This is a genomic window from Prevotella sp. khp7 (assembly GCF_900109055.1).
Classification (GTDB): domain Bacteria; phylum Bacteroidota; class Bacteroidia; order Bacteroidales; family Bacteroidaceae; genus Prevotella.
On record NZ_FOIV01000004.1, the window covers coordinates 303062 to 329000 of the forward strand.

The 25939-nt window shown below is 45.0% G+C and carries 21 protein-coding genes; 11 read left to right on the forward strand and 10 right to left on the reverse strand.

Annotated features, from left to right (window positions below; all coding sequences use genetic code 11):
* Positions 1-46: 46 nt before the first annotated feature.
* Positions 47-1339 (forward strand): glycosyl hydrolase 53 family protein, encoded by a 1293-nt coding sequence (locus BMX82_RS11600; RefSeq protein ID WP_091769163.1) that lies wholly within the window; start codon positions 47-49, stop codon positions 1337-1339.
* A 72-nt stretch (positions 1340-1411) separates the two neighbouring features.
* Here BMX82_RS11600 and BMX82_RS11605 read toward each other — a convergent pair whose 3' ends face one another.
* The 10 genes from BMX82_RS11605 to BMX82_RS11650 all read right to left on the reverse strand — a co-directional run bounded on the left by BMX82_RS11605 (position 1412) and on the right by BMX82_RS11650 (position 11165).
* Positions 1412-2761: a TolC family protein gene (locus tag BMX82_RS11605; RefSeq protein ID WP_255396608.1), complete on the reverse strand. Its 1350-nt coding sequence runs from the start codon at positions 2759-2761 to the stop codon at positions 1412-1414.
* Between the two features lie 11 nt (positions 2762-2772).
* Positions 2773-3885 (reverse strand): efflux RND transporter periplasmic adaptor subunit, encoded by a 1113-nt coding sequence (locus tag BMX82_RS11610; RefSeq protein WP_091769166.1) that lies wholly within the window; start codon positions 3883-3885, stop codon positions 2773-2775.
* A 39-nt stretch (positions 3886-3924) separates the two neighbouring features.
* Positions 3925-5172 carry an ABC transporter permease gene (locus BMX82_RS11615; RefSeq protein WP_036909704.1) on the reverse strand — a complete coding sequence of 416 codons (1248 nt, stop codon included), beginning with the start codon at positions 5170-5172 and terminating at the stop codon, positions 3925-3927.
* 4 nt (positions 5173-5176) lie between these two features.
* Positions 5177-6433, reverse strand: coding sequence for an ABC transporter permease (locus tag BMX82_RS11620; protein WP_091769169.1), 1257 nt, complete (start codon positions 6431-6433; stop codon positions 5177-5179).
* Positions 6434-6440: 7 nt separating this feature from the next.
* Positions 6441-7160, reverse strand: a complete 720-nt coding sequence (locus tag BMX82_RS11625) for an ABC transporter ATP-binding protein (RefSeq protein WP_036909707.1) — start codon at positions 7158-7160, stop codon at positions 6441-6443.
* A 107-nt stretch (positions 7161-7267) separates the two neighbouring features.
* Positions 7268-7636 carry a GntR family transcriptional regulator gene (locus tag BMX82_RS11630; RefSeq protein ID WP_091769172.1) on the reverse strand — a complete coding sequence of 123 codons (369 nt, stop codon included), beginning with the start codon at positions 7634-7636 and terminating at the stop codon, positions 7268-7270.
* Positions 7617-8450: a hypothetical protein gene (locus BMX82_RS11635; protein ID WP_091769175.1), complete on the reverse strand. Its 834-nt coding sequence runs from the start codon at positions 8448-8450 to the stop codon at positions 7617-7619. The genes BMX82_RS11630 and BMX82_RS11635 overlap by 20 nt, the downstream gene beginning before the upstream one ends.
* A 34-nt stretch (positions 8451-8484) precedes the next feature.
* Entirely contained in the window at positions 8485-9276 is a 792-nt protein-coding gene (locus BMX82_RS11640; protein ID WP_091769178.1) for a hypothetical protein, read from the reverse strand.
* A gap of 12 nt (positions 9277-9288) precedes the next feature.
* A complete protein-coding gene (locus tag BMX82_RS11645; protein WP_091769535.1) occupies positions 9289-10104 on the reverse strand; it encodes an ABC transporter ATP-binding protein in 816 nt (271 codons plus the stop codon).
* A gap of 176 nt (positions 10105-10280) precedes the next feature.
* On the reverse strand, positions 10281-11165 hold the full coding sequence (locus tag BMX82_RS11650) for an NAD kinase (protein WP_036909712.1): 885 nt from the start codon (positions 11163-11165) through the stop codon (positions 10281-10283).
* A gap of 105 nt (positions 11166-11270) precedes the next feature.
* On the opposite strand from BMX82_RS11650, the gene BMX82_RS11655 reads away from it, so the two are divergent.
* From BMX82_RS11655 to BMX82_RS11700, 10 genes are all read left to right on the forward strand, one after another.
* Entirely contained in the window at positions 11271-11834 is a 564-nt protein-coding gene (locus BMX82_RS11655; protein WP_091769181.1) for a DJ-1 family glyoxalase III, read from the forward strand.
* Between the two features lie 2 nt (positions 11835-11836).
* Entirely contained in the window at positions 11837-12499 is a 663-nt protein-coding gene (locus tag BMX82_RS11660; RefSeq protein WP_091769184.1) for a 2-C-methyl-D-erythritol 4-phosphate cytidylyltransferase, read from the forward strand.
* Entirely contained in the window at positions 12500-14599 is a 2100-nt protein-coding gene (recG, locus tag BMX82_RS11665; RefSeq protein ID WP_091769187.1) for an ATP-dependent DNA helicase RecG, read from the forward strand.
* Positions 14600-14718: 119 nt separating this feature from the next.
* Entirely contained in the window at positions 14719-15678 is a 960-nt protein-coding gene (locus tag BMX82_RS11670) for a M23 family metallopeptidase (protein ID WP_036909716.1), read from the forward strand.
* A gap of 351 nt (positions 15679-16029) precedes the next feature.
* Positions 16030-16590 carry an RNA polymerase sigma-70 factor gene (locus BMX82_RS11675; protein WP_036909717.1) on the forward strand — a complete coding sequence of 187 codons (561 nt, stop codon included), beginning with the start codon at positions 16030-16032 and terminating at the stop codon, positions 16588-16590.
* A 65-nt stretch (positions 16591-16655) separates the two neighbouring features.
* Positions 16656-17621 (forward strand): FecR family protein, encoded by a 966-nt coding sequence (locus BMX82_RS11680; protein ID WP_091769190.1) that lies wholly within the window; start codon positions 16656-16658, stop codon positions 17619-17621.
* Positions 17622-17761: 140 nt separating this feature from the next.
* Positions 17762-21493, forward strand: coding sequence for a SusC/RagA family TonB-linked outer membrane protein (locus tag BMX82_RS11685; RefSeq protein WP_255396609.1), 3732 nt, complete (start codon positions 17762-17764; stop codon positions 21491-21493).
* A gap of 12 nt (positions 21494-21505) precedes the next feature.
* Complete coding sequence (locus BMX82_RS11690; protein WP_091769194.1) at positions 21506-23374, forward strand: RagB/SusD family nutrient uptake outer membrane protein; 1869 nt, start codon at positions 21506-21508, stop codon at positions 23372-23374.
* A 133-nt stretch (positions 23375-23507) separates the two neighbouring features.
* The gene (locus tag BMX82_RS11695) at positions 23508-24617 is read left to right on the forward strand and encodes a glycoside hydrolase family 18 protein (RefSeq protein WP_081910998.1); all 1110 of its coding nucleotides are present in this window, start codon (positions 23508-23510) and stop codon (positions 24615-24617) included.
* A gap of 29 nt (positions 24618-24646) precedes the next feature.
* On the forward strand, positions 24647-25939 hold the full coding sequence (locus BMX82_RS11700) for a histidine phosphatase family protein (protein WP_143058367.1): 1293 nt from the start codon (positions 24647-24649) through the stop codon (positions 25937-25939).

The window sequence follows — 25939 nt, forward strand, 5'->3', positions numbered from 1 at the left end:
AAAAAATACTACCTTTGCAGCCCAAAGATACTATAACTACTGAGATATGAATCGAATAAAAATACTTTTAATCATAGTTTTACTGCTCCCATCAAACTTCATCAAGGCGCAGAAATATGTTGGTGGTGATATTTCGCTACTCACAAAATACGAAGAGCACGGAGCCAATTATATGGACAAAGACGGTGCTGCCATTAATGATCTGTTGACCTTTCTGAAAGAGCAGGGCATGAACGCCATGAGAGTCCGCCTTTTCGTCGACCCCAGCCGTGCTTCAGAAAAGCAACAGGGCGAAGGTGTATGTCAGGATATTCAATACGTAAAGAAACTGGGTAAGAAGATTAAGGATGCAGGAATGAAGCTGATGCTCGATTTCCATTATAGCGACACCTGGGCCGACCCTGGACAACAGGATATACCTTTCTCATGGTCCGTTAACAGTTGGGGAATAGATCAATCCGTCTATAAGTACACCAAGGATTGTTTAGAGGAATTGGTAGCAGCAGGCGCCACACCCGATTTTATCCAGACAGGAAATGAAATCAGCTTCGGTATGCTTTGGGGCATGGAGGTCAATGGCCAATACGAAGACTGGGAGCAGCAGGGGTGTCATCTCGAAGTGAACTCCGAATGGACTGGTTATACCGATAAACACTGGGACAACTTTACCAAATGTCTGAAAGCTGCAGGCAATGCATGCCGTGAGGTGTGCCCTGAGGCCAAGATTATCATCCATACGGAACAAGCAGCCAACACGGCACTCGTAACCGACTTTTACAAGCGGCTAGACGACAACAGCGTTGACTACGATATTATAGGCACCAGTTATTATCCTTACTTTCATTGCGACATCGCACAACTGAACACCACTATTACCAAGTTCGAACAGACTTTTCCATCGAAACAAATCATGGTAGTAGAGACCGGATGCGGCTATCGCTACAAGATGGGCGATAAGGAGACAGGATATCCTCTCACCTACGAGGGACAGCAGAAGTTTACAGCAGACCTGATTACAATGCTGAACAAGCATCCTAACGTAAACGGACTCTTCTGGTGGTTCCTCGAAGCTAATGAGTATGGGCTCGACTGGAGCACCAAGCGCGTAACCGACAAATGGTATGATGCCTCACTCTTTGACAACGAGACAGGCCGCGCCCTGCCAGCCCTATACGAACTGAAGAAGTTTGCTGATAGTTCCGCATCCTTCATACAACCATTATCAATCAATGGCTACAAGGACACAAGTTGGTATGATTTATGTGGTCGCAAACTCTCAGAAACGCCTAAGGTCAAGGGGGTCTATATCAACAATAAAAAGAAGTACGTAACAAAGTAATAGTTTGTCGTAATGAAACTATGAGTTAGTCGTAATGAAACCCCTAGTTTCATTACGACTAACTTCATGTCCTTAGAAATTCAGTTCTTTACCACGATAGAACTCGAGGAGCGCATGCTGGTAGAGATCCTCATAGCGAGCCTGAACCAAATCCGACTCTGCTTTCAGGTAGGCATTCTTGGCTTCATTAAACTCAGTGATTGTAGCCTTGCCATTCTCGTACTTGGCCTGCATCAACTCAAAGGCATCCTTTGAACTCTGGAGAGCTTCTTTTGAAGATTTCTCCTTGGTCTGAGCATTCAAAGCATTGTAGTATACCTGCTGAATCTCCTTATATAATGTCTTTTTAGTGTTGTCGACCTGCAGCTGCTGTGTTTCAAACTGAATCCGGGCATTGCGTACATTATTACGTGTCTGGAAACGATTAAAGATGGGCACATTCAGATTCAGGCTGATGCTCTGCGAGAAACGATCCTCAAGCTGTTTTCCAAAGCTATCATTGGAGCGGCCAGAATCGGTATAATAGTTCGTAGATAGTCCAGCGCCCAAAGAAAGTGTAGGATAGTGACCAGCCTGAGCCACCTTGATATTGTGCTCGTAGGCTTTCAAGCGCAGCTGCTGAGCAGCAATCTCCGGCTTTACTCCTAAAGCTTCTGCATAGACTTGATCAGGAGTAGTCATGAGAACCATGTCTGTAGGCAACTCGTCAGGGTTAGGACGCACGATAGCAAAACCATCGGGCGTAGGCAACTCAAGCAACTGAGTCAGTGTAAGCAGAGCCAAACGTGTGTTATTATCAGCCTGAGTAGCTGTCAAATGGCTGTTAGCCAGTGCAGCCTTCTGCTGAGAGAGTTCTGCCTCAGAAGCCTTACCATTCTCTACGAAAGCCTGAAGACGAGCCACCTGAGCTGAGTCGATAGCAATCTGGCGATGAGCCACATCAGAGATCTCCATATCATAGAGAATCTGCACATAAGCCTGAGCCACCTGCATACGGATATCGTTCTTAGCCTTCTCTAAATCCGCTGTATAAGCTTCAAGATTCAGTTGATTCATCTTGATCTCGTTAGGGATACGGAAGCCTGTAAAGAGAGGCATACTGGTATTTATCCCCATTGAAGTATTGGTCGTATTAGTATTCGCATAAGTATTATCGGAAGTCAAACCACGACCAAAACTGAGGTTCTGTCCAACACTGGCACTGACATCCGGCAGACGCGAGTTCTTAACTGTTGACAGTTGCAGTTCCTGCTGACGACACTGGTTGGCCTGCTGTTTGATACTGATATTATGTTCTACGGCATAATCGCAGCACTCACGAAGCCCCCACTGCTTCTGTGCCCATGCTGGGCTGAATGAGAAATAGGAAATGATAAATGAAATCCCTATTACCCTCATCAAACTATGATTCTTTTTCTTCATTTTCATAACACTTATTCATTATTATCTTCGGCAATGATCTCTGGTCCACGAACCTTATCCTTGGTAGTCACGCCCTTCTTAATTTCAATGTTCACACCATCAGAAAGGCCTGTTTCAACCAGCTTGCGCTCATATGACTTCTGCTTTCCAGAACCTTTTATGATATATACAAAGGTGGAATCGCCACTGAACTCGATAGCGCTCTCAGGAATGCTAAGCACCTTCTCGGCCTTGTCCAATACAATTTCTGCATTAGCACTATAGCCAGAACGAATCTTACCACCTTCAGTCAGTTTCACAGCAGCCTTAATCTCAAACTGGTTGGCACCGTTATTCTCAACAGCCTTCGGAGAGATATATTCCAAAGCCGCATCGAAACTCAGGTCCTGCAAGGCGCCGATAGTAATCTTCATAGGCATGCCACTGACCAGCTGACCTACTTCAGTCTCATCAATATTGCCACGGAAAATGAGATCGTTCATGTTGGCCACAGTAGCAATGGTGGTACCATCGTTAAAAGTGTTAGCCAGAATCACAGAGTTACCCACTTTTACAGGAACGTCGAGGATAACGCCACTAATTGTTGAACGGATGAGTGTAGACGAAGCCTTGGCATTCGACTGCGACACACCATCGCGAACCACTTGAAGCGCATCTATGGCAGCAGCCTTCTCTTCCTTTGCCTGCTGAAGGCTCTGTTTCACCTTATCATAGTCATCAGCAGAAACCAGTTTCTGGTTGTATAGATTCTCTTCACGATTGAAGTTCACCTGAGCCTGCTGCAGATTAATCTCTGCCAGGCGTACACGCGCCTCAGCACTTGAGAGCTGCCCCATGTCTGGTATTACCTTTACCTTAGCTATCACATCTCCTGCATTCACATAGTCGCCTGGTTCCTTGTAGAGTTCTGTGATGATACCAGAAATCTGCGGCTTCACATTCACCTCGTTACGAGGTTCAATCTTTCCAGTGATGATCGTTGTCTTCTGAATGTTCTCCACCTTTGGAGTATACTCATTATAGACAACTTCCTTGGGTTGACCCTTCTTCCAGAGGAATACGAATGTTCCAACGAAAATCAAAGCGATAATCGCTGCGATAATAAGTTTTCTATACCTTTTCATACCTTATATTATTTATTGTTTTTTTATTCTATATTGTTTTTACTCGTCTCTCATTGCATCAACAGGCTTGATGCTCATAGCCCTAGCCGCAGGGGCTAATCCTGCAAGCACGCCTAACGAGCTGACCACGAAGCCACAGAAAATGGCTTTCCAGAAACCTATCTGATAATGAGTGGTTATAATACCGTCTTCCATGCTTCCCATCTCCAACATCTGGAGTATCAACACTCCAAACAGGATGCCACTCATACCCGCGACAAGAGTTAAAACGATACTCTCTGATATAATCTGACTAAGAACCATCTTTGGCGTAGCTCCAATCGCTCTTCGAATACCAATCTCTGTAGTTCGCTCGCGCACTGTCACCATCATAATATTTGATACGCCAATAGCGCCAGCCAACAATGTTCCAATACCAACGAGCCAAATAAGTAAGTTCAAACCCGACATCAGGCTGTCAAGCATTTGGAATACCACTTCCGTATTAAACAACATCGCTCCCTGTTCATCTGTTGGGTCGACATAGTGAGCCCTTGCAATGGTTTCTCGGATTCGGTCTGATATTTTCGACATCACGACACCAGGCTTTGCGGTAACACCAATCAAATGTACGCGATTACCAAGATTATAGGCTTGCCGCATCTGAGAGAAAGGCAAACAGATACCCGTTCCAGGCTCTCCGTTAAAGCTTATACCTTCTGCAGCGCCAAAGTCTACACCCACAATCTGATAATAGGTAGAGTCTATACGGATAGATTTACCACAAGGATCGCCTCCATCCTTAAACAACTCCTGATACACCTTCTTCTGGATAACGCAGACCTTTCTGCGCTCCTTAATATCCATATCGTTGATGTAACGTCCATAGCGCAACAACGGTTCCTGAATGGCACAATACGAAGGCTCTACACCTGATACATTAATACTCGCCTTCCTATCGCCATAATAGGCAAAACTACTGCTACCAAACAAGATAGGGGTTACCACATCAAGCTCAGGCACCTGATGTTTGAGTCGTGCTACATCCTTATAGTCCATACTCCACCAACGGCCCTTGCGGAATCCCTTATATGGTTTAGACGTATTCTGAGCCCAGATCATAGCAGAGTTAGTAGCAAAGCCTTGGAAATTCTTCTGAATCTGCTCCTTAATACCTGAACCTCCACCAATAAGTACAATAAGCATGAATACGCCCCAGAACACGCCAAATCCAGTAAGGAACGAGCGCAACTTATTACGAGTCAGCGTATCAAGTATTTCTCTATATGAGTCTATATCTATCTTCATAATCTTAATCTGCTCTTAATGCCTCGATGGGGCGGATTCTACTTGCTTTAAAGGCAGGGATTAGACCGGCTATCGTTCCAGCAATCACCATGACCATCGTTGCTTCGATACACACATCCAGTCCTACCGTCGGATCAATAAACATCGCCATCGAACCCGCTCCGAAGTCTGCCACTTGATGACCAGCCGTAGCATCCATATATTCATTAGCCGCTATACCCAATACCATACCGATATAGCCAAAAAAGGTGGTAATGGTTACACTTTCGACAATAATCAGTTTCAGGATGCTCCATGGTTTAGCGCCAATGGCCTTACGAATACCGAACTCGTGAGTTCTCTCTTTCACCGTGATAAGCATGATGTTCGATACACCCACGATACCAGAGAGCAATGTCAGAAGTCCAACCACCCAAAGCGCCGTATGGATAACTTTTACCGCCAGATCCATCTGAAGACTCTGTCTGTAGTTATTACGAATCCAAATAGCACTTTCATCTTCTGGATGAACATGGTGATTCTCATTCAGACGCTTGCGATAGGCCTTCTCAAATTCTAAATTCTCTCCGTCGGATTCCAGACCGTGGAAAGTAAACTCGATACGTCCTGCATCATCGTCCTTGGCTCCATAGATGCGTTTGATAGCTGAATATGAAGAATAAGCATCTGCTCGGCTGTTTTCTCTCTCCTTATAGATGCCTACCACTTTAAAGGCAAAATTGCCCACCTTAACATAAGTACCCAAAAGTTTTTTATAGTCTTTCGGACAAAGCTCTTTTGCCTGCTTATTGCTTACGATAAGCACTTTACGACTCTGATTTATATCAACATCATTGATAAAACGGCCGTAAAGCATCTCCATTTTCTCAATCTTTGTATGGTTTGGGTAGACGCCACAGACAGAGGTTGAGATATACTGCTGTCCCAAACTAATGGTTGCAGAAGTACGATACTGCGCTCCCACCTCATCAATATTCTCCTTAAATTCCGTCTCCGTAGTATTGATGTCACGCTTCTGGAGATTGATCCAGCGGCCTTCCTTAAAACCATGATATGCTTTTGAGGTTTCGCCACCATAGACAATCATCGAAGACGACAAGAAACGCTGGTTTTGCAAAATAGTGGCATTTATGAGGCCATTGCCCGAGCCCAGCAGCACAATGAGCATAAAGATTCCCCATGCCACAGCAAAGCCTGTAAGCGTAGTACGCAGTTTGTTGCGCCTGGCAGTCGACCATATTTCACTTACTATATCTCTCATAATCTATTTACTTCATCATGCCGTTGATACCGAATGGACTTGCGTTGTGATCGAGGTTCTCCTCTATCTGACCAATAATTCCGTCTTTGATGTGGACAATTTTATTAGTCTCATTCGCCACACCACTCTCATGAGTCACTACGACAATAGTCATACCATCTTCCTGATTCAGCCTTTTGAGCAACTGCATCACCTCCACAGAGGTCTTCGAGTCGAGTGCGCCCGTAGGCTCGTCGGCCAGAATAATCTGTGGTTTGGTGATGAGCGCTCTGGCTATTGCCACACGTTGTTTCTGTCCTCCCGACAGTTCGTTAGGGTAATGGTCAGCCCAATCAAGCAGTCCCAGACGGTCCAAATAGTCTAAAGCCATCTGGTGACGCTTCTTGCGACCGACCCCCTGATAGAATAATGGCAACTCAACGTTTTCCACGGCGGTTTTGAAAGAGATGAGATTAAATGATTGGAATATAAAGCCTATCATGTGGTTACGATACTCAGCTGCTTTACGCTCTGAGAGGTCCCAGATAGGCACTCCGGCTAACTCATAGGTACCAGAATCATAATTATCCAATATACCTAATATATTTAATAATGTGGATTTTCCTGAGCCTGAAGCGCCCATAATAGAAACGAACTCACCTTTAGCGATGTCGAGCGAGATGCCCTTTAATACATGAAGCGGCTGAGCTCCCTGGTAGGTTTTGTTGATGTCTTGTAAGTGTATCATAAAAACAACCTTCTTACCTTATTTTACTATTTACCTTTTGTTATTACTATTTTTGTCCGTTTGACGCTCATTATCATCGAAAAGTTTCAAATTATTGAAGAAAACTCTCATTCTTTAACATTTTGTAAGTTTCTATAAGCTTCTTCAACATCCCCAATACTAATATCGAGCAAGTTCATTTGGCGGAAGAGTTCTGGCAAGCGCTCTTTCATAAACTCCAGCTTACGGGCTTTCATGATCTGCTTCTTTGCACCTTTGGTCACAAAATAACCTAATCCGCGCTTATTGTAGATAATCTCTTCACGAGCCAACTGTTCATAAGCCTTCACTGCAGTATTGGTGTTCACTTCCAGTAGCACGGCATACTCACGAACGCTAGGTATACGGTCGTCGTCTTGATATACTCCAGAGAGTATCTCATCACAAAGGCGGTCGGCCATTTGAATATAGATGGGTTTATCGTTTGAAAAAATCATAATTAGTCCACTTATTAGTTATTAACTGAAAACCTTTAAAGATATGATACGACGCCCAGTAGTTAAAACAGGCGAGAAGAGGCAGTACCACAACGAGTACATAAGCCATAGCACCCACCGATGCATCTATACATACATTATCTTCCCACTTAATCTGAAATATTGAAATCTCGAAATACATCAGTACTCTTCCAAACAGAGCCACGACTAAGATGATTACCATACTCGTCAGGATGAAGGAATACTTACGTAGCAGCGTTCCTCCGAGTACATAGGCAGAGTGGACCCATAGGATGATGACTGCAAGCAACGTCCTTTCCATCATGTTATATGAGAAACTGGATGTATCATTAAATCTAGGCGTCATGTGATCCAACAGTTCTGGAATGCCCGAAACCCATTCTTCGCCATATGTCAAACTACGGAATATCATTCTGGCCGTGTCTCCGACAGCAAACGACAGGAAAGTACAGAAAGTCCATATAACCGTTACAAAAATCACCGCCGAAAGGTACTTCTCTATGTTTGATGCCGGCAACATGAGAAAGGCCTCACGCCTTGCATTCTTATTTATATCAGAGAATATTTGGCTCACACCGACAGCTAAGCCAATGACGATAAATACAGCAAAGAATCCTGCTATACTACCTATGATATATTCAGAGGATTGTCCTTTATGAAAATACCAAAACAACCACTCGCCAAAGAACGTTACCAGCGCATATCCTATCGTCCACATCAGCCACGGGTAGAAGATTACACTCAGATACCAACGGAACGTCTTGCCAAATCTACATATATTGAAACTGTTCATAATCAATTTGTTATTACTATTCACTTTATATCTCTTACAGATTCACGAACTTTCCAACCGCTTGTGTCCTGCAGAAGAGCCTATAAGACAGCCAGAAGTTTACAAAGAGCCATAGCACATAGATGACATCCTCAATCACAAACTCATGCGTAGAAGCTTTACTACTAATGCCAACAGTCTTTTCTGGACTCAGAAATAAAAGCAGCATACACAGCACAATGAGAACCAATGTCGTGAGTATCCAGGCATACTTGTTCGATCTGAAAAATGTGCCGCCAAGTACATAGCAAGAGTGGAGAGACAGCGAAAAGATAATAACTGTATAAATAGCTGCAGCAGGCACATATTGCACGGGTAACATAATAGAGCTCAATCTCTGATATATATCGGTTGTTACGAACAGGACATTCTCACTCCCCATCAGTGTGTTCACCGCATACTGAATCAGGTCTGCAGAGAAAAAAGCGACCAGATATATAGGCATCAGGATGATCCACGTAGAATAGCGCATCAGGTATTTCTCAAAATTCGATGCAGGCAACATCAGCAATACCTGAAGATCGTGCTTGCCTTTCATACTCGTGAACATCGTTGACGGACCTATGATAAAATTGATCAATAATACCGCTATCGTTATCACAGAACACATAGCATAGTTACGGTTAGCCCCGTTGACGTTGAACTGAAAAAAGTTTGTTGTATTCGCAAGGAACAACAAGGTCAGCAAGACAAACACCTGGAGGAACTTCCTCAGATAGAAGCTTTTGTCGCAGGTCAGCGACCATTGTGCCAGTTTCCTAAATCTATGAATATTAAACTGTATCATACGCTCACCTCCTTAAATTCTACCCTGGGTTACAGCATTAAACAGCAATTCAAGATTTACCTGAGTCTCAGGACTATCATCTTTACGAGGCGCAATCACCGCATTACCCTGAAGTGAAGGTTCCGAATAAAGCACATCGTCCATCTGGTCTGGAGTACGATACTCAAAGGTGTACTTCTCCTGAATCTCAGCCACTGGCGCATCAAGCAACAGTTTCTGCTGAGAGAGAATCAGAATATGGTCGAGCAAAGCCTCTACATCGTGCACCTGGTGGGTAGAGATAATCAGTGTACGGTCGCCCGTCATATACTGTGTCACGACCTTTCTGAACTGCGACTTCGAAGGAATATCGAGTCCGTTAGTCGGTTCGTCCATCAGCAGCACCTTAGTATTGGCAGCAAGAGCAAAAGCCATGAAAACCTTCTTCTTCTGGCCCATCGAAAGAGCATTCAACTTCACATCAGTCGTAAGATCGAAATCCTTCAGACAGCCCTCTAACACCGTCGTACTGAACAAAGGATAGAAAGGACGGTTTATCTTAACATACTCATTTAGTGTCATAGAAGGAAGATTAAACTCCTCGGGTACAATGAAGATATCCTGAAGTGTTTCCGGCCCTCTCTTCTTCGTTTCTACGCCATCAAGACTTACGCTTCCCTTCTTAGGTCTCAGTAGTCCACTTATCAGATACAGCAGAGTTGATTTGCCCGTACCATTCTTACCAAGCAAACCGTAAATATTATCTTGTTTCAGCTCCAGACTGAAATCATCAAATACCAGATGTTTACCTCCGGCATACTTAAAACTAATGTTTTTTACTTCTATCATAACGATCTTAATTATATTGTTGATAATTACTTCTGTTATAGTGTACCACTTCAATAGTACACTGCAAAAGTAAGATTAATAGATATATCCTCCAAACTTTTTGGAAGAAATCTTCAGTCCTTTAACACACTTTAAGCTTTTACTCTCGCGTGTACCTTAATTAAAGTAGAAGTAAATCAACGGGCATCGACACCCCACATCATTTTCTCACGAAGCGTATTGAAATAACGCTGACCAGAACGCTTCACTACCTTCACATCAAATGGTGCACGACGAAGCGTAATTCTCGTTCCCTCCTTGCATTTCTCCGAGCGGCCATCTATAGCAATGAGGAAATTATGGCTACGGCTCTCTACGGTAAGCGAGATTTCAGAAGAGTCTGACAATACAATAGGGCGAATATTCATAGAATGAGGCGCAACTGCCGTCATGGAAAAAACTTTAGTGCCAGGCACGATGATGGGGCCGCCATTCGAAAGCGAATAAGCCGTAGAACCCGTAGGAGTACTTATCACCAAACCATCAGCCTGATAAGTTGTCAGATACTCACCGTTAATATTTGCACGGATAGAAATCATCGAGGCTGTATCGCGTTTCAGAATAGCCACATCGTTCAGTGCGCAATCGAAGCCTTCCAACTTCTCACCATCCAGTTCTACCTGTATCAGTGCACGGTTCTCTATAGAATATTCCTCTGCATAGAGTGCATCCATACACTTCTCAATATCCGAAGGACTTACATCGGCAAGAAATCCCAGTCGACCCATGTTCACGCCAAGAATAGGAATCATCTTCTGACGCACACGACTGGCAGCTTTCAAGAAGGTTCCGTCCCCTCCCATTGAAATGACAAAGTCGGCATCAAAGTCGTCTCCCGTAAATATTTTGGCCGCATCGATACTAATACGCTGATTATCTTTCAGAAAGTAATAATATTCCATGTCAACATACAACTCTGCGTCATGCTCTGCCAAGCACGAGAGCACCTTCTGAATCGAGGCCGACTTCTTGGTCTGATAGATATTACCAAAAAGGGCAAATCTGAGTTTCCGACTTTCCATAATTACTTGTTTTGGTTGCAAAAATACAAAAAAAGCCACAGAATAAACAGATTCTCAAAGTTTTTTTATTATCTTTGCGCTCAGATAACTTCAAAAGAAAATAATATGGCAAAAGTTTATGTATTCCTAGCAGACGGCTTCGAGGATGTAGAAGCTTTAATTCCCGTTGACGTATTGCGTCGCGGCGGCGTTGATGTGATAACGGTGAGTACCACCGAGTTTCCGCTTGTAGAGTCGGCTCATGGTGTAAACGTCGAAGCAGACATCCAGTTCGAGCAAGGCGACTATTCTGATGCCGATCTGCTGATGCTGCCAGGCGGTATGCCAGGAGCCAGCAACCTGTTTGCCCACGAGGGCGTGCGTCAGGCACTGAAGGCTCACTTCGAGGCAGGCAAGAAAATCTCAGCTATCTGTGCTGCTCCCGCTGTTGTACTGGCACCACTTGGCATCCTTGATGGCAGAAAGGCCACCTGCTACCCTGGTTTTGAGTCAGAACTAAAGAATGCACAGTATACTGGTGATCTCGTTACTGTCGATGGCAACATCATCACCGCCGAAGGACCTGCTGCAGCATTCCCTTACGCCTATGAGCTCCTCACCCAGTTAGTCAACAAAGAAACCTCCGACCAGATAGCCGAAGGCATGCGTTTCAAACACCTCATGGTATAATTATGGATTATGTAATCATAGTGGCTGGTGGAAAGGGGTTGCGCATGGGGAGCGACATCCCCAAGCAGTTTCTGCCTGTTGGCGGGAAACCAGTGCTAATGCGTACGCTAGAACGATTCCGTGCATACTCAGCCGATTTGTGCATCATCCTTGTATTACCAAAGGCTCAGCAAGACTACTGGCATGAACTCTGCAAAAAGTATGCCTTCAACGTGGATTATCTGTTGGCTGATGGCGGACAGACACGTTTCCATTCCGTACAGAACGGACTAGCCTTGGTACCCAACGACGCACAGGGCGTGGTAGGCGTGCATGATGGCGTGCGCCCTTTCCCCAATATCGACGTTATCCGCAAATGCTACGAGACTGCCCGTAAAAAGAAAGCTGTCATTCCCGTGATTCCCGTCGTCGAGACTATCCGTCAACTATCTTGCAATAGTTCGAGAACAGTTCCTCGCGATGAGTTCCGTCTTGTGCAGACTCCGCAAACATTCGACATCCAACTATTAAAGGCTGCCAATCAGCAGCCCTACAATGATGGCTTCACCGACGATGCCTCTGTCGTAGAAAGCTACGGACAAGAAATCACCCTTGTTGAGGGCAACCGCGAGAACATTAAAATCACGACCCCCTACGATCTCAAAATCGCAGAGGTCCTTATCTGAATGGACATACTAGACCAAGACATACAATATCTCCCTGGCGTAGGACCTAACCGTAAAAAGATTCTGGGCGACGAACTCGGCATCCACACTTACGGCGATCTGCTCTACAATTATCCTTATAAGTATGTTGACCGTTCCAAGTTCTACAGCATCCATGAGTTGACAGGTGATATGCCCTTTGTACAGATTGTTGGTCACATCCTCAGTTTTGAGACTTTCGCGATGGGGCCTCGCAAAGAGCGTGTGGTGGCTCACTTCACCGATGGCACAGGCATCATGGACCTTGTTTGGTTCCAAGGCGGCAAATACGCCAAACAGTCGTACAAAATAGGGAAAGAATATATCGTCTTCGGTAAACCCACCATCTTCAACAACCGCATTAACGTAACCCATCCTGACATCGAAGAGATTAGAGACGATGGTCAGGAGCAGACAAACTTCGGACTGCGCCCTTATTACTCCACGACGGAAAAAATGAAGAAACGGGCGCTCAATTCAAAGACTATTGAGAAACTGACACGAGGGTTACTTGAGAAATTACCTCCGCTTCCAGAGACCATTCCCGACTTCATCACCGCGCCCCACTTCCTGATGTCGCGTGACAGAGCCCTACGCACTATCCACAACCCAATGGACTTCAAGGAGTTGGATCGAGCCAGAGTACGTCTCAAGTTTGAAGAACTATTCTTTATCCAACTCAACATTTTGCGCTACGCCAGTGACCAACGCCGCAAATACCGTGGCTACGTATTCTCGAAAGTTGGTCGGCAATTCAACACTTTCTTCCACGACTACCTGCCTTTTCCCTTGACAGAAGCCCAAAAGCGTGTAATCCGCGAGATACGTACCGACACCGGCAGTGGACGTCAGATGAATCGTCTTCTCCAGGGCGACGTCGGCTCTGGCAAAACCCTCGTAGCCCTCATGTCAATGCTCATCGCCATTGACAACGGTTACCAGACCTGCATCATGGCACCTACCGAGATTCTTGCCGAACAGCACCTTCAAACTATTATGCAGTTTCTCAAAGGGATGGACCTGCGCGTGGCACTGCTGACAGGAATCGTGAAAGGGAAACGTCGCGACGAAGTACTTGAGGGACTGATGGACGGCACCATCGACATCCTCGTTGGAACACATGCCATAATCGAGGATACTGTACAATTCGCACGCCTCGGCTTCGTTGTAGTCGACGAGCAACACCGCTTCGGTGTGGCACAGCGTGCCAAACTATGGAGCAAGAGTCAAAATCCTCCTCATGTGCTCGTGATGACAGCCACGCCAATCCCCCGCACTCTTGCCATGACCCTCTATGGTGACCTTGATGTAAGCGTTATCGATGAGCTGCCGCCAGGGCGCAAACCAGTAAGGACAACCCATGTCTTCGACTCCCGCATGACCTCGCTCTACGATGGCATCCGCCAACAAATCCGTGAGGGACGTCAGGTGTATATTGTATTCCCGCTCATCGAAGAGAGTGAGAAGAGTGATTTGAAAAATCTTGAAGATGGCTTCGAGGTGTTGCGGCAGGCCTTCCCTGAATTCCGTCTCAGCAAGGTACATGGCCGCATGAAGCCAAAGGAGAAGGAAGAAGAGATGCAGCGGTTTGTCAGTGGCGAGACCCAGATACTCGTAGCCACCACCGTCATCGAGGTTGGTGTCAATGTGCCCAATGCCTCTGTGATGGTCATCCTCGACGCCCAGCGCTTCGGTCTCTCCCAACTCCATCAACTCCGTGGACGTGTAGGCCGTGGTGCCGACCAAAGTTTCTGTATTCTCGTCACGCCTCCCAGACTCAGCGAAGATACCCGTAAACGCATTGACATCATGTGCGACACTAACGATGGTTTCCGCATTGCCGAGGCCGACCTGAAACTGCGCGGTCCCGGCGACTTAGAAGGCACCCAGCAGAGCGGCATGGCCTTCGATTTGAAGATTGCCGATATTGCCCGTGACGGACAGATTGTGCAAATGGCCCGCAACGAAGCGCAGAAGGTCATCGACGATGATCCTGAGTGCCAGTCAGACCGTTATTTTATGCTTTGGAATCGGTTGCGCCAGCTCCGAAAAACCAATATCAATTGGGCTGCTATTTCCTAGTGAAAGTGTTAAAACAATAAAAAACTTTGTTAACGGAGACAGCTTTCTGCATGTTTTTGGAATAAATTACCTATCTTTGCAAACGATAATTTTGCTCTAACAGACAAACCATATCCGTAATGATAACAATTAAAATTTTAAAGTCGGCTGCATTATTGACATTTATGGCCTTTACATCTACCCCTGCTCAGGGGCAGGATCTGTTGGCCCGTCAGGCTCCTGTGGATCGCAAGATGAAAGCCGTCGACTCTATAGTTCTCAACAGACTGATTGAGCAGGAAATGTTTGAGAACCCCTCAGGTGATCTTTATGACGAATGGAGTAATAACCTTACCCATTATTCAGGCGTTACCCTCCCCGACGAGGCTACTATCGACCTCCGTGGTTTCTGTATGCCAACAGAAAGCCGCGTTGTAACCTCTAACTTCGGTGCCCGCTGGGGACGTCAGCATAAGGGTCTTGACATCAAAGTGTATATTGGCGATACCATCCGCGCTGCATTCAGTGGTAAGGTTCGCATCGTAAAATATGAGCCCCGTGGCTATGGTAAGTATGTCGTTATCCGCCACCACAATGGTTTGGAAACATATTACGGTCACATGTCGAAACAGCTCGTACGTGAAAATGAAGAAGTAAAGGCTGGCGACCCTATCGGTCTTGGCGGTAACACCGGACGCAGCACAGGCTCTCACCTCCACTTCGAGACCCGTCTCTGCGGCGTAGCTCTGAACCCTGCCCTGATGTTCGACTTCCGCAATCAGGACGTTACGGGCGACTTCTACACCTTCCGTCGCAGTAAGTATGCGGCAGAATCAGCTCAGGCCACTCGTCTGCGCGGTGCCAATGCAGGCAAGAACAGTAGTCGTTTTTCATCTGATGCCGACGACGATTCTGAACTTGCTATTGCAGCCCCCTCAGCATCGTTTGCACCTGAGGTTCACCTCCACAAGGTCAAGAAAGGTGAGACGCTTCAGTCTATCGCCCGCAAGTGTCACACCACTGTCGACGCCCTCTGTAAACTTAACCGCATCGGCAAGAACATCCGCCTGATGCCAGGACAGATTCTGAAATACAATTAAGTGAAAACATCATAACGATGAGAAGCCTCGCTCTGATATGAGCGAGGCTTTCTTTATAGTAAAAAGCAAGGAACTTTTGTTATTAAAGGTACCATTCAGTCATTAAGACGTGTTTTTCACAAAAAACGAGCATCTCGCTAAAGAACAGAGTAGTTGCAATACTCACTTTTCACCTCACACTTCTTACACTTCCCTCACCCAAAGCAAAGATCGGTTAGGTGTGGGAAGTGTAAGAAGTGTGGGGTATTTTTAGCATATGACAACTATCTATATTATAGATCACTTTTACCAAGTAACAAAAATACAAACATTTTATTTTGTATTATACTCATTTTTTCTTATCTTTGCATCATGAAAGATGGTTTTGAGCATTTTTATATCAGTTGGTATTCCCGAGCTAAAAATTTTGCACGGGAATATGTCCTTGATGATGTAGAGGCTGAAAACATTGTCCAAGATGTATTCATAAAAGTATATGAACGCTGGAATCTATTTGACGAGAATATTAATCTGACAAGCTATTTTTTTACAGCCATCAAGAATGAATCGCTAAAAACACTTCGCAAAAAACTGACTGTCGAAAAAGCAAAGGAGAGAATCCAGAAAGAGTATACAATGGAAATAAGGTTACGATATGACTCTCTTGAATCGCTCAACACTGCCTTCTCTGACGAAAAAAGTATTGAGGATTTGCTCTATGACGCTCTAAATAAACTGCCCGAAAGATGCAGGCAAATATTTGTCATGAGTAAATTGAAAGGGAAGAAACAGAAACAGATAGCCGAAGAACTTGGGATATCCGTTAACACCGTAGAAGTACAAATGGGTATAGCCTATAAGAAACTACGAGAAGAACTTAAAGACTATCTGCCTATCATTCTTTTCCTTTTTGGATTTATTAACAAACAATAAGATCCTACAATTAGTGGTTTCTGTAATCACTCTGATTATATACATATTAAGAACAAGGAAGCGAAATGGACGAGAGGGTTATAAAATACTATCAGAAGGAATTAAACAATACTGAGCAGATTAAGCTACTCGGTGAGGCCGAGTCAGATTCTCATTTGAGAAAAGACATGATGGATATCCAGAACATCCTATCGCTTACAGATTTGGAAGCTTCTCTAACCGATTTTGATGCAGGAAATAAAGGTTATCAGCACTTCCTTAGTATTCGCCGCAAGCAAAGGGCAAGCATTATCAGTCTAACAATATTACGCTATGCCGCAGTATTTCTCATCGGTATATTCAGCACATGGTTTATTTATAGTCAGCTGCAGAGTTCTGCAGAAAGCTCAATAGCACAAGTTTTAACCGTACCTGATGGTCAGCGAGCACATATAGTCTTACCAGACGGCAGTACCGTATGGGTGAACGCCCATTCGAAGCTAAGATATCTGTCTTCATTTAACAAGGAGCGTAAAGTAGAGCTTTCGGGTGAGGCATATTTTGATGTCGTTAAAGACGAAAGGCATCCATTTATTGTAACTACTAACGGACGACAGAATATTAAGGTGTTAGGTACCAGCTTCAACGTATTCGCATATCCTGACGAACCTCTTACCGTCTCACTTTTACGAGGAAAAGTCGAAGTTTCCGAACTGAAGGACGAAAAGAACCTTGCTGTCTTATTACCTAATCAGCAATTAACAGAGAAAGATGGTCGTTATGTGATTAGTGCTATCGAAGAAGATCCCATTATGTGGAAAGACGGCATCTATTTGTTCTCCAAGCAACGCATGAAAACCATCATCAAGAAATTAGAACTTTATTATGATGTACACATAACCGTGAAAGACGCTGCCATTGAGAATCTGGAGGTATCCTGCAAATTCCGCCAGCGTGATGGTGTTATGGAAATTCTGCGACTCATTCAGAAGGTTCACCCCTTTAAGATTGAGAAGAATGATGAAACGAATGAAATTACACTCTACCATTAGTTATAGGTAAAAAAGGTTAAACATAACATTTCTTTAAAAAAAGTAAGATTTTCATTAATGGATTTGGCGATGCTTGGGGTTATATAGACAGAATTGGAAATTCAACCAACTAAATATTAATAAAATTAAAATCTATCAAGATGAAATCCAAAGCAAACCTAATTCTAAAAAAGGCAAGGATTCTGCTAACCATCTGCTTTGTCCAGTGCTTCGTTCTGGTATCACAAGCTCAAAACCAGAATCTAAAGTTACCTTCGAAGACTGTAACCATTTCGCAGTTCTTTAATGCAATCGAGAAGCAAACAGACTTTTTGCTCGTTTACAGTGATGTCGATTTGGACGTCAAATCGAAAGTGTCGTTTGGTCAGACTTCTGGCAAATTGAAGATTTTCATGGATCAGTTTGTCAAGGACAGGGAAATCTCTTATGAGTTCACCACCAACAAGTACATCGTACTTTCCAAGCAACCTGCAAAAGACAGCTATCATATAGGTTCACCCGGCAGTCATCCGAGAGTAACTGGTGTCGTGCTCGATATGAGCGGAGAACCACTGATTGGTGCTACAGTATTAGAAAAAGGGAAAAAGAATGGTGTTATCACAAATATAAATGGTGAGTTTTCCATAGAAGCCCCTTTAGGAAGTACACTGATTGTCAGTTATGTTGGCTATAAGTCCAAGGAAGTAAAAGCAGGGAATAATCTGAGAATAGTCATTGAAGATGATTCACAGGTACTTAACGAGACTGTAGTTGTAGGCTATGCAACACAAAAGAAAGCCAACCTGACTGGTGCCGTAGCATCGGTAGATGCCAGTAAGCAGTTTGAAGGCCGCGTAATATCTGATGTAGGTCGTGGTCTGCAGGGAGCTGTTGCAGGACTTACCATCACCGACCCTCAAGGTGAGGTGGGTTCAAACCCGAAGATGAAGATTCGTGGTGCCATCGGCTCTTATGAAGGAGGTTCTTCACCACTGATTTTGCTTGACAACGTAGAAATACCTTCGCTTCAAGTTGTTAATCCTGATGACATTGAATCGATTACCGTTTTGAAGGATGCCGCTTCAGCCTCCATCTACGGATCAAAAGGAGCCTTCGGCGTAGTATTGCTCACTTCAAAGAAGGGCGCAAAAACGGATAAGATATCTTTCTCATATACAGGAAACCTAGCATGGGAGAATCTCTCAAAGAGTTATGATGTTGCAGGAGTCAACGGTCTCCAGTACATGCTGGACTGCCGTGCTCGTGAGAAAGACAGCATGCATACCGGTCACTATTCTTACGACGGACTTTATACAGGTTCTTACTTCCGAACAAGTGAACAATCTATCCAGAAGACCAAGGAATGGATTAGCAAGTATGGAAGCATGGGAGCCGACGACCCAATGGTCTATGGCCGTGACTGGTACTATGAAAGTGGTCGAATCTATGGTATCCGTCCATACAACATCTACGACTATATTATCAAAGAGAATGCGCCCTCTACCAAACATAATATTACCGTCAATGGTAAAAAGGGTAATACAACTTTCAATATCGGACTAGGATATCTGAGTCAAGACGGTATGTTCAGTACTTGTACAGACAATTTCAAGAAATATAATGCCTCTGTCAAACTCGAGACTGAAGTAAACAAGTTCCTAACCGTACGAGGCGGTATGATGTTCTCGTCGTTCAATAAGAGATATCCGTTCTTGACCGAGTCGGGCAGCGACGGTCCTTGGATCTACCTCTACCGATGGTCACCTCTAATGCCTCTGGGCTACAATGAAGACGGCGAAATTATCCGCTCGGCTCAGAGCGCAACGATGCAGGCAGGCACTCAAAGTCAGAAGACTAATTATTCGAGTGTAAATATGGGCGTAACCATCACACCTCTCAAGAACTGGGAAATCAAGGCAGACTACACCTATTATAATAAGGAGTATATAGCCACTTATCCTGGTTCCACGCTGAGTGCTGCATCCTACCGCGACACCCCTATTGTCCGCAGAGACGCAGATGGCAACAAAATATATGTCAACAGCGAGGGACAAGTAGTAAGTGCAGACAGCGAGGGAGCCATGCTCTCCTACAAACTGCCGTATATGGCAAACTACAATGGTGCTGACAAGCCAAACCTCTACAAACGTAGCCACGAGAACTCTTACAGCCACACGCTCAACGCCTATACAGACTACACGCTGAGGGTAATGGATGTACACGACTTTAAGTTCATGGTGGGATTAAACCTGACTACCTACGATGCTACCAGCCAAAGCACACAGGTTACAGAACTCACCAATTTCGAAAACCCACAATTTGCCTTCGGAACCGGTACGTGGACTGGTGATGGTGGAGCATCATGGTCATCACAACTTGGCTATTTTGGCCGACTGAATTATGCCTATGCCGATAAATACCTCTTCGAGGCCAACCTACGCTACGACGGAACCTCAAAATTCCCAACAGACCTTCGATGGAAATGGTTCCCTTCTTTCTCTGCAGGATGGCGTATCAGCGAGGAGAAGTTCATGAACTGGTCGAAAGTTTTCCTCTCGTCCATGAAAGTGAGAGGTTCTTGGGGATCGATTGGCGACCAAACAGTCAGTTCGTCGCTCTATATTCCTACGATGGGCACAGGCTTCAGCAGCTGGATTGGCGGAAGCGGCACAAAAGTGTTCTATGTCGACACGCCATCTGCCGTATCAGCATCCATCAGTTGGCAGAAAATTGAGACACTCGACTTAGGCGTCGACATTCGACTGTTTAACAATGAGTTAGGACTTACCTTCGACTGGTATCAGCGTGACACAAAGAACATGATTGTACCAACCGACGGGGTAAACACCGTCACCTACGGTGCCAGCGCACCAAAGGCTAATAATGGTCAGCTACGCACCAAAGGATGGGAACTGACGATTGACTACAACCACCGTTTTGCCAATGGATTAGGCATCTACGGTCAATTTAGCATTGCCGACAACAAGTCTGTCGTTAAGAAATTCGGTGACACCAAGAATCTGAGTGACTGGTATGTCGGTAAGGAATACGGAGAAATTTGGGGATTCCAAGTAGACCGTCTGTATCAATGGGATGACTTTGAAACAGATGGTAATGGTAACCTGATTTACCGGGCATTGACAGAAGCTGATACAGATGATGCAAACTGTATAGGCAAGATGTCATACATACTCAAGCCCAACGCCGATGGTTCAAAACCTGTATATCAGTCGTATTTCGAGGGGAGCAGTTTCCATTTTGGTCCTGGCGATGTAAAATACAAGGATGCCGATGGCGATGGCTGTCTCTCAAAAGGTACACAAACAGTGAATGATCATGGCGACCTTGTAAAAATAGGAAATTCCACTCCAAGATTCGAATACAGTTTCCGTATCGGCGCAGACTGGAAAGGATTCGACCTGAGTCTGATGTTCCAAGGTATCGGTAAACGTAAGATCTGGGGACAAGGACCGCTTTGTATTGCCGGTTATAAGTACTCCGATGGTTGCATGGCAGCAGCTATTGCCGATGATTACTGGACAGAGACCAATACTAATGCATTTTATCCAGCAGCTGCAGGCATGAGTTCCAGCAACGACAACTATAATTTCATGATCAACGACCGCTATATCCTGAATATGGCCTATCTGCGACTGAAGAACCTGACATTCGGCTATACGATACCGCATACCCTTTCAGGAAAAATCGGAATCGACAAGGCACGATTCTACTTTACTGCAGAGAATCTGCTGACATGGGACAAACTCCGCGGCCTTCCCATCGACCCAGAGGTTGAAACAGGCAACACATATTTCGGCAGTCCTCAAGGACGCACGGGAGTGGGTACTCCTACTTTCAAAACAGTTTCTATCGGTGTACAGTTGAACTTCTAAAAGCATAAAACAATGAAAAAGATTATATATTCCTTTCTGTTCCTTACCGCAGCTCTATTATGCGGATGTAGCGATCTGCTTGACAGAGAATCGCTGACTACAATGGAGGACACCAACTATTGGCGTTCAGAGAGTGACTTGCGTTCTTACGCCAACCACTTCTATGAGATATTCTTCCCAGGATATGGCCTTGAATGGGATCGTGACTGGGCATACTCCTATTCTACAGGGTTCTGCGACGACTTCGTCAGCGAAGGGACGCAATCATACTTTACTAACAAAGTACCAACCTCGTTGGGATCGAAGAGCGAGTCACGCGGTTGTTCAACAGAATATTACGGACCGACATGGGGTTTTGGAGTAATCCGCTCGCTGAACATTTTTATCGACCGTCTGAACACTGTTGCCAGAAACAATGTCGACGATGAGACTTTCCGTCACTGGATGGGCGTAGCTAGATTCCTGAAAGGATTCCAATATGCAGACCTTGTCAGTGTCTATGGTGATGTGCCATACTTTGCCAATGTTGTCGAGGACGATGATCCTGACACAATGTATAAGGATCGTGATGCACGCGGTGCTGTCATGGATAGTGTATACGTGCTCTTCAACTATGCACTAGACAATATGCGAGACGATGACGGAGCCCTGTTCCTCAACAAGTATATAGCTGCAGGATACATCAGTCGTTTCATGCTCAACGAGGGCACATGGCAGAAATACCATGGAACGGAACGTGGCGGCGGAGATGCCAACCGAGCCAAGAAATATCTGGAGCTGGCGGTAAAAGCGGGCGACATGGTGATTAATAGTGGCAAATGGAGCTTTGACAGCGACTATAAGAGCCTGTTTGCATCGTTCGATCTAAGTAGTAACAAAGAGGTTCTGTTCTATCGCCATTATGATGCGGCACTCAACATCACACACGCTATAGGATCTTACAATGGAGGATCGGAAAGTGAGACGGGTGTGAACCTGGCCTTTATCAAAGCTTTCAACTGTAGTGATGGTAAACCCTACACCATCTCAGAGGTCGAGGGTGCCAACGACTTCAGTCTGGAGAATCTGGCAAAAACCAGGGATCCGCGTTTTGATGCCTGTTTCTACAACAAGCCAGATGTCAATTCCTCGTCATTGATATACCATTATAAATATGCTTCAAAAGAGGCTCTCCAGTATTATGAGGCAACACATAATGTCATTAAGCCAACATGGTACTCAGACTTCAATGAAAACGATGCCCCACTGATGAGATTGGGCGAAATCGTGCTCAACTGGCTTGAAGCTAAGGAAGAACTGGCACTGAGTTATGGTGGTACGGCTGTCACACAGGCAGATCTGGACAGAAGCATCAACGCCATCCGCAAACGACCTTTAGACGAGGATGCAAAGTCACGTGGCATACAGCAGACGAAAGCCCTTGACATTAATGCTATTCCTGAGGATCCAGCACGCGATAGCGACGTGCCTGCGCTACTATGGGAAATCCGTCGTGAGCGCCGTATGGAACTTTTCAATGAGGGTAACCGCATTAAGGACTTGCGCCGCTGGCATAAGCTCAACTATATGGACTACAACCGAGATGCCGACAATTACCTCGGCCCGTGGATAGACTTCTCGAAAGAGATAGTAATGCCAAATAATGACACCAATGAATACCTCGACAAACTTGTTGGCGTGCTGACAGTCCAGAAAAAGGATGGTAGCAGAGTAACCTACGATGGTAGCAATGCCAGTGAAATGGTAGGCTTCTATGTTGTTCGTAACGCCACAAACCGAGAGCCATTCAGCGATCGTAACTATCTGGCTCCCATCGGACAGCAACAGATTGACGACTATAGTCAGCGCGGATACACACTGACGCAGACCTATGGTTGGTGATTCTGAAGAAGCCGTAACCGATACCGACTACATAGTCACGACAACAACAAAGACACACTACGGAAAGCAGTGTGAAACGGGTTGTACCAATAAACCAACTAACAGAAATATAAAAATATAAATAATTGGAAATATGAAAAAGTATCTTTCAATAATCATGATATCTGCCTTATGCTTAGGCTGTTCATACGATAAGGACGAGTTAACTGATCGTGTCTCTGAGGACTCTTCTGAAATCATTTCTACACGTGGCGAATCCAAGACACCCATTATCGAATATTTCTGGAGAAAAGAGAACGTAATGCCTGATTTTGACTATATGACACATGTCATCGTCTCGAAAGCAGTATTTGAGACTCCTTACGATGGCACTCTCAAACTAAAAAGCGGCGCATTAAAGATGGCTCAGTTGATGGATCTGAAGAAGAAAAACAATAGCGACGTAAAAGTTATCCTGATGGTCGGAGGTTGGGGCGTTGACGGATTCAGTCAGATAGCAAAAGACAACAACAAAGTGAAGAAATTCATCAGTAGCTGTAGTCGTTTAATTGATTCTTTACACTTAGACGGTATTGACATTGACTGGGAATATCCGGGAAACGCGACCTCGCAAAAAATCGGGTACAGTTCCAACGACAAGGAGAACCTCACCAAAATGATGAAGACTATCCGAGAGACTTTCGATAAGTATTATAAGAGTCATCCGAAGATCCTGTCTATTGATGTCAGTGCTAATCATCCCGATTATTACGACATGAAGAATCTCATCAAGTACGTCAACTACGTCAATGTTATGACCTATGACATGGGCGAGCCTCCGTATCACAATTCGCCATTACATTCATCACCGATGACCAAGTCATCATGTAATACATCTATATTAAGTTATATCAGCGCCGGCGTTCCCGAATCACAGCTTGTCATGGGAATTCCATTCTACGGTCATGCCAATGGCGAAAACAGCGAACTGAAGGAGGATATTTCTTATAGTGCAGTAAAGGAGCTGATAAAGAAAGACGATAAATACACCCAGATGTGGGATGACGATGCATGCGTCCCCTATCTTGTCTGGAAAGGTCACTCTACCAATATCTGTTCTTTTGAAAATGCATCCTCTATTGCAGACAAATGCAAATACATCAAGAAAAAAGGACTGGCCGGTGCAATGGTCTGGTCATACGATCATGATGATAATGAAGGAACACTACGCCAAGCCCTAAGAAAAGGACTATGGAACTATTAATAATAAAACATTTATATAAATAAAGACTTATGAACAACCTCAGAATTACTATTTTCTGTATGGTGGCGGGACTCTACCTCGGCGTCCATGCCCAGACATCCATGACAGAACTGCGTGCTCATCTGGATCTGGCCACAGGAAATTATTGTAATTACCCCACCCCCTCAGGACATATCACCCCGGCTCCTGCTGGCTATGAGCCCTTTTATGTGACTCACTATGGCCGCCACGGAGCCCGCTATATGACAGGCGACAAAGAGTATAAATACACTATCGGCAGAATGGACACAGCACAGACTCTTGGTCTGTTGACAGCTTACGGCAAGGAAGTGCTGCAGCGCCTGAATATTGCCGCTGCCAATGCTCACCATAGGGCTGGCGACCTGACCCAGCTCGGCGCACGCCAGCATCGCGCCATCGCCCATCGTCTGATGGTGAACTATCCGTCGTTAATGTCGCAACCACTCCATGTTAAGGCCAACTCTTCTACAGTCAGGCGCTGCATGCTCAGTATGGCAAACTTCTGTCAGGAGATGTTAATCATGAACCCCAATCTTGACATCACGATGGATGCCAGTGAACACGACATGTACTACATGATTGCCAACGACAGCATTGTCATTCCCAAATCGGAGAAGGACGATGAATTGTATGAAAAGCTCGACAGCTTCCGTCATAAGATGCTCAACGGCCGTCATCAGTTTGAACTGCTGTTCACTAACCCAGAAGCTGCCGGAAAGTTCATTGACAACTATAAGTTTACCGACGCACTGTGGAACATTGCCGCCGACATGTATTGTCTGCCAGAACTCAACCTGTCGTTCAACGACTTGTTTACCGACGATGAGTTCATCGACGGCTTCCGCTCATATAATGCCAGTTGGTGTCTATGGGAGGGACTGATGCCTGGAGCACAGCCCAATCAGTACGCTCACTTCCCGCTTCTGGTCAACTTCCTTGACGAAGCAGACCTTATGATTCGCTCAGGGAAGAGTGGTGTACGACTGCGTTTTGGCCACGATAGTACCGTATTGCCCTTTGCCTATATCCTCGGGCTGAAAGAAGCTATGCAGGGAACAGACGATATGGAAAACCTGCATAACCATTTCGCTTTATACCGTCTGATTCCAATGGCCGCAAACATTCAACTCATCTTCTTCCGCAAACAAGGCTCTGATGATATTCTTGTCAAGTTCCTGATGAACGAAAACGAGACCTCTATTCCCATTCAGACTGACAGCTACCCGTTCTATCACTGGAAAGATGTGGAAAGCTACTACCGCAACATGCTGAAAGAAGCTAATATTACCTATAAGAAATAA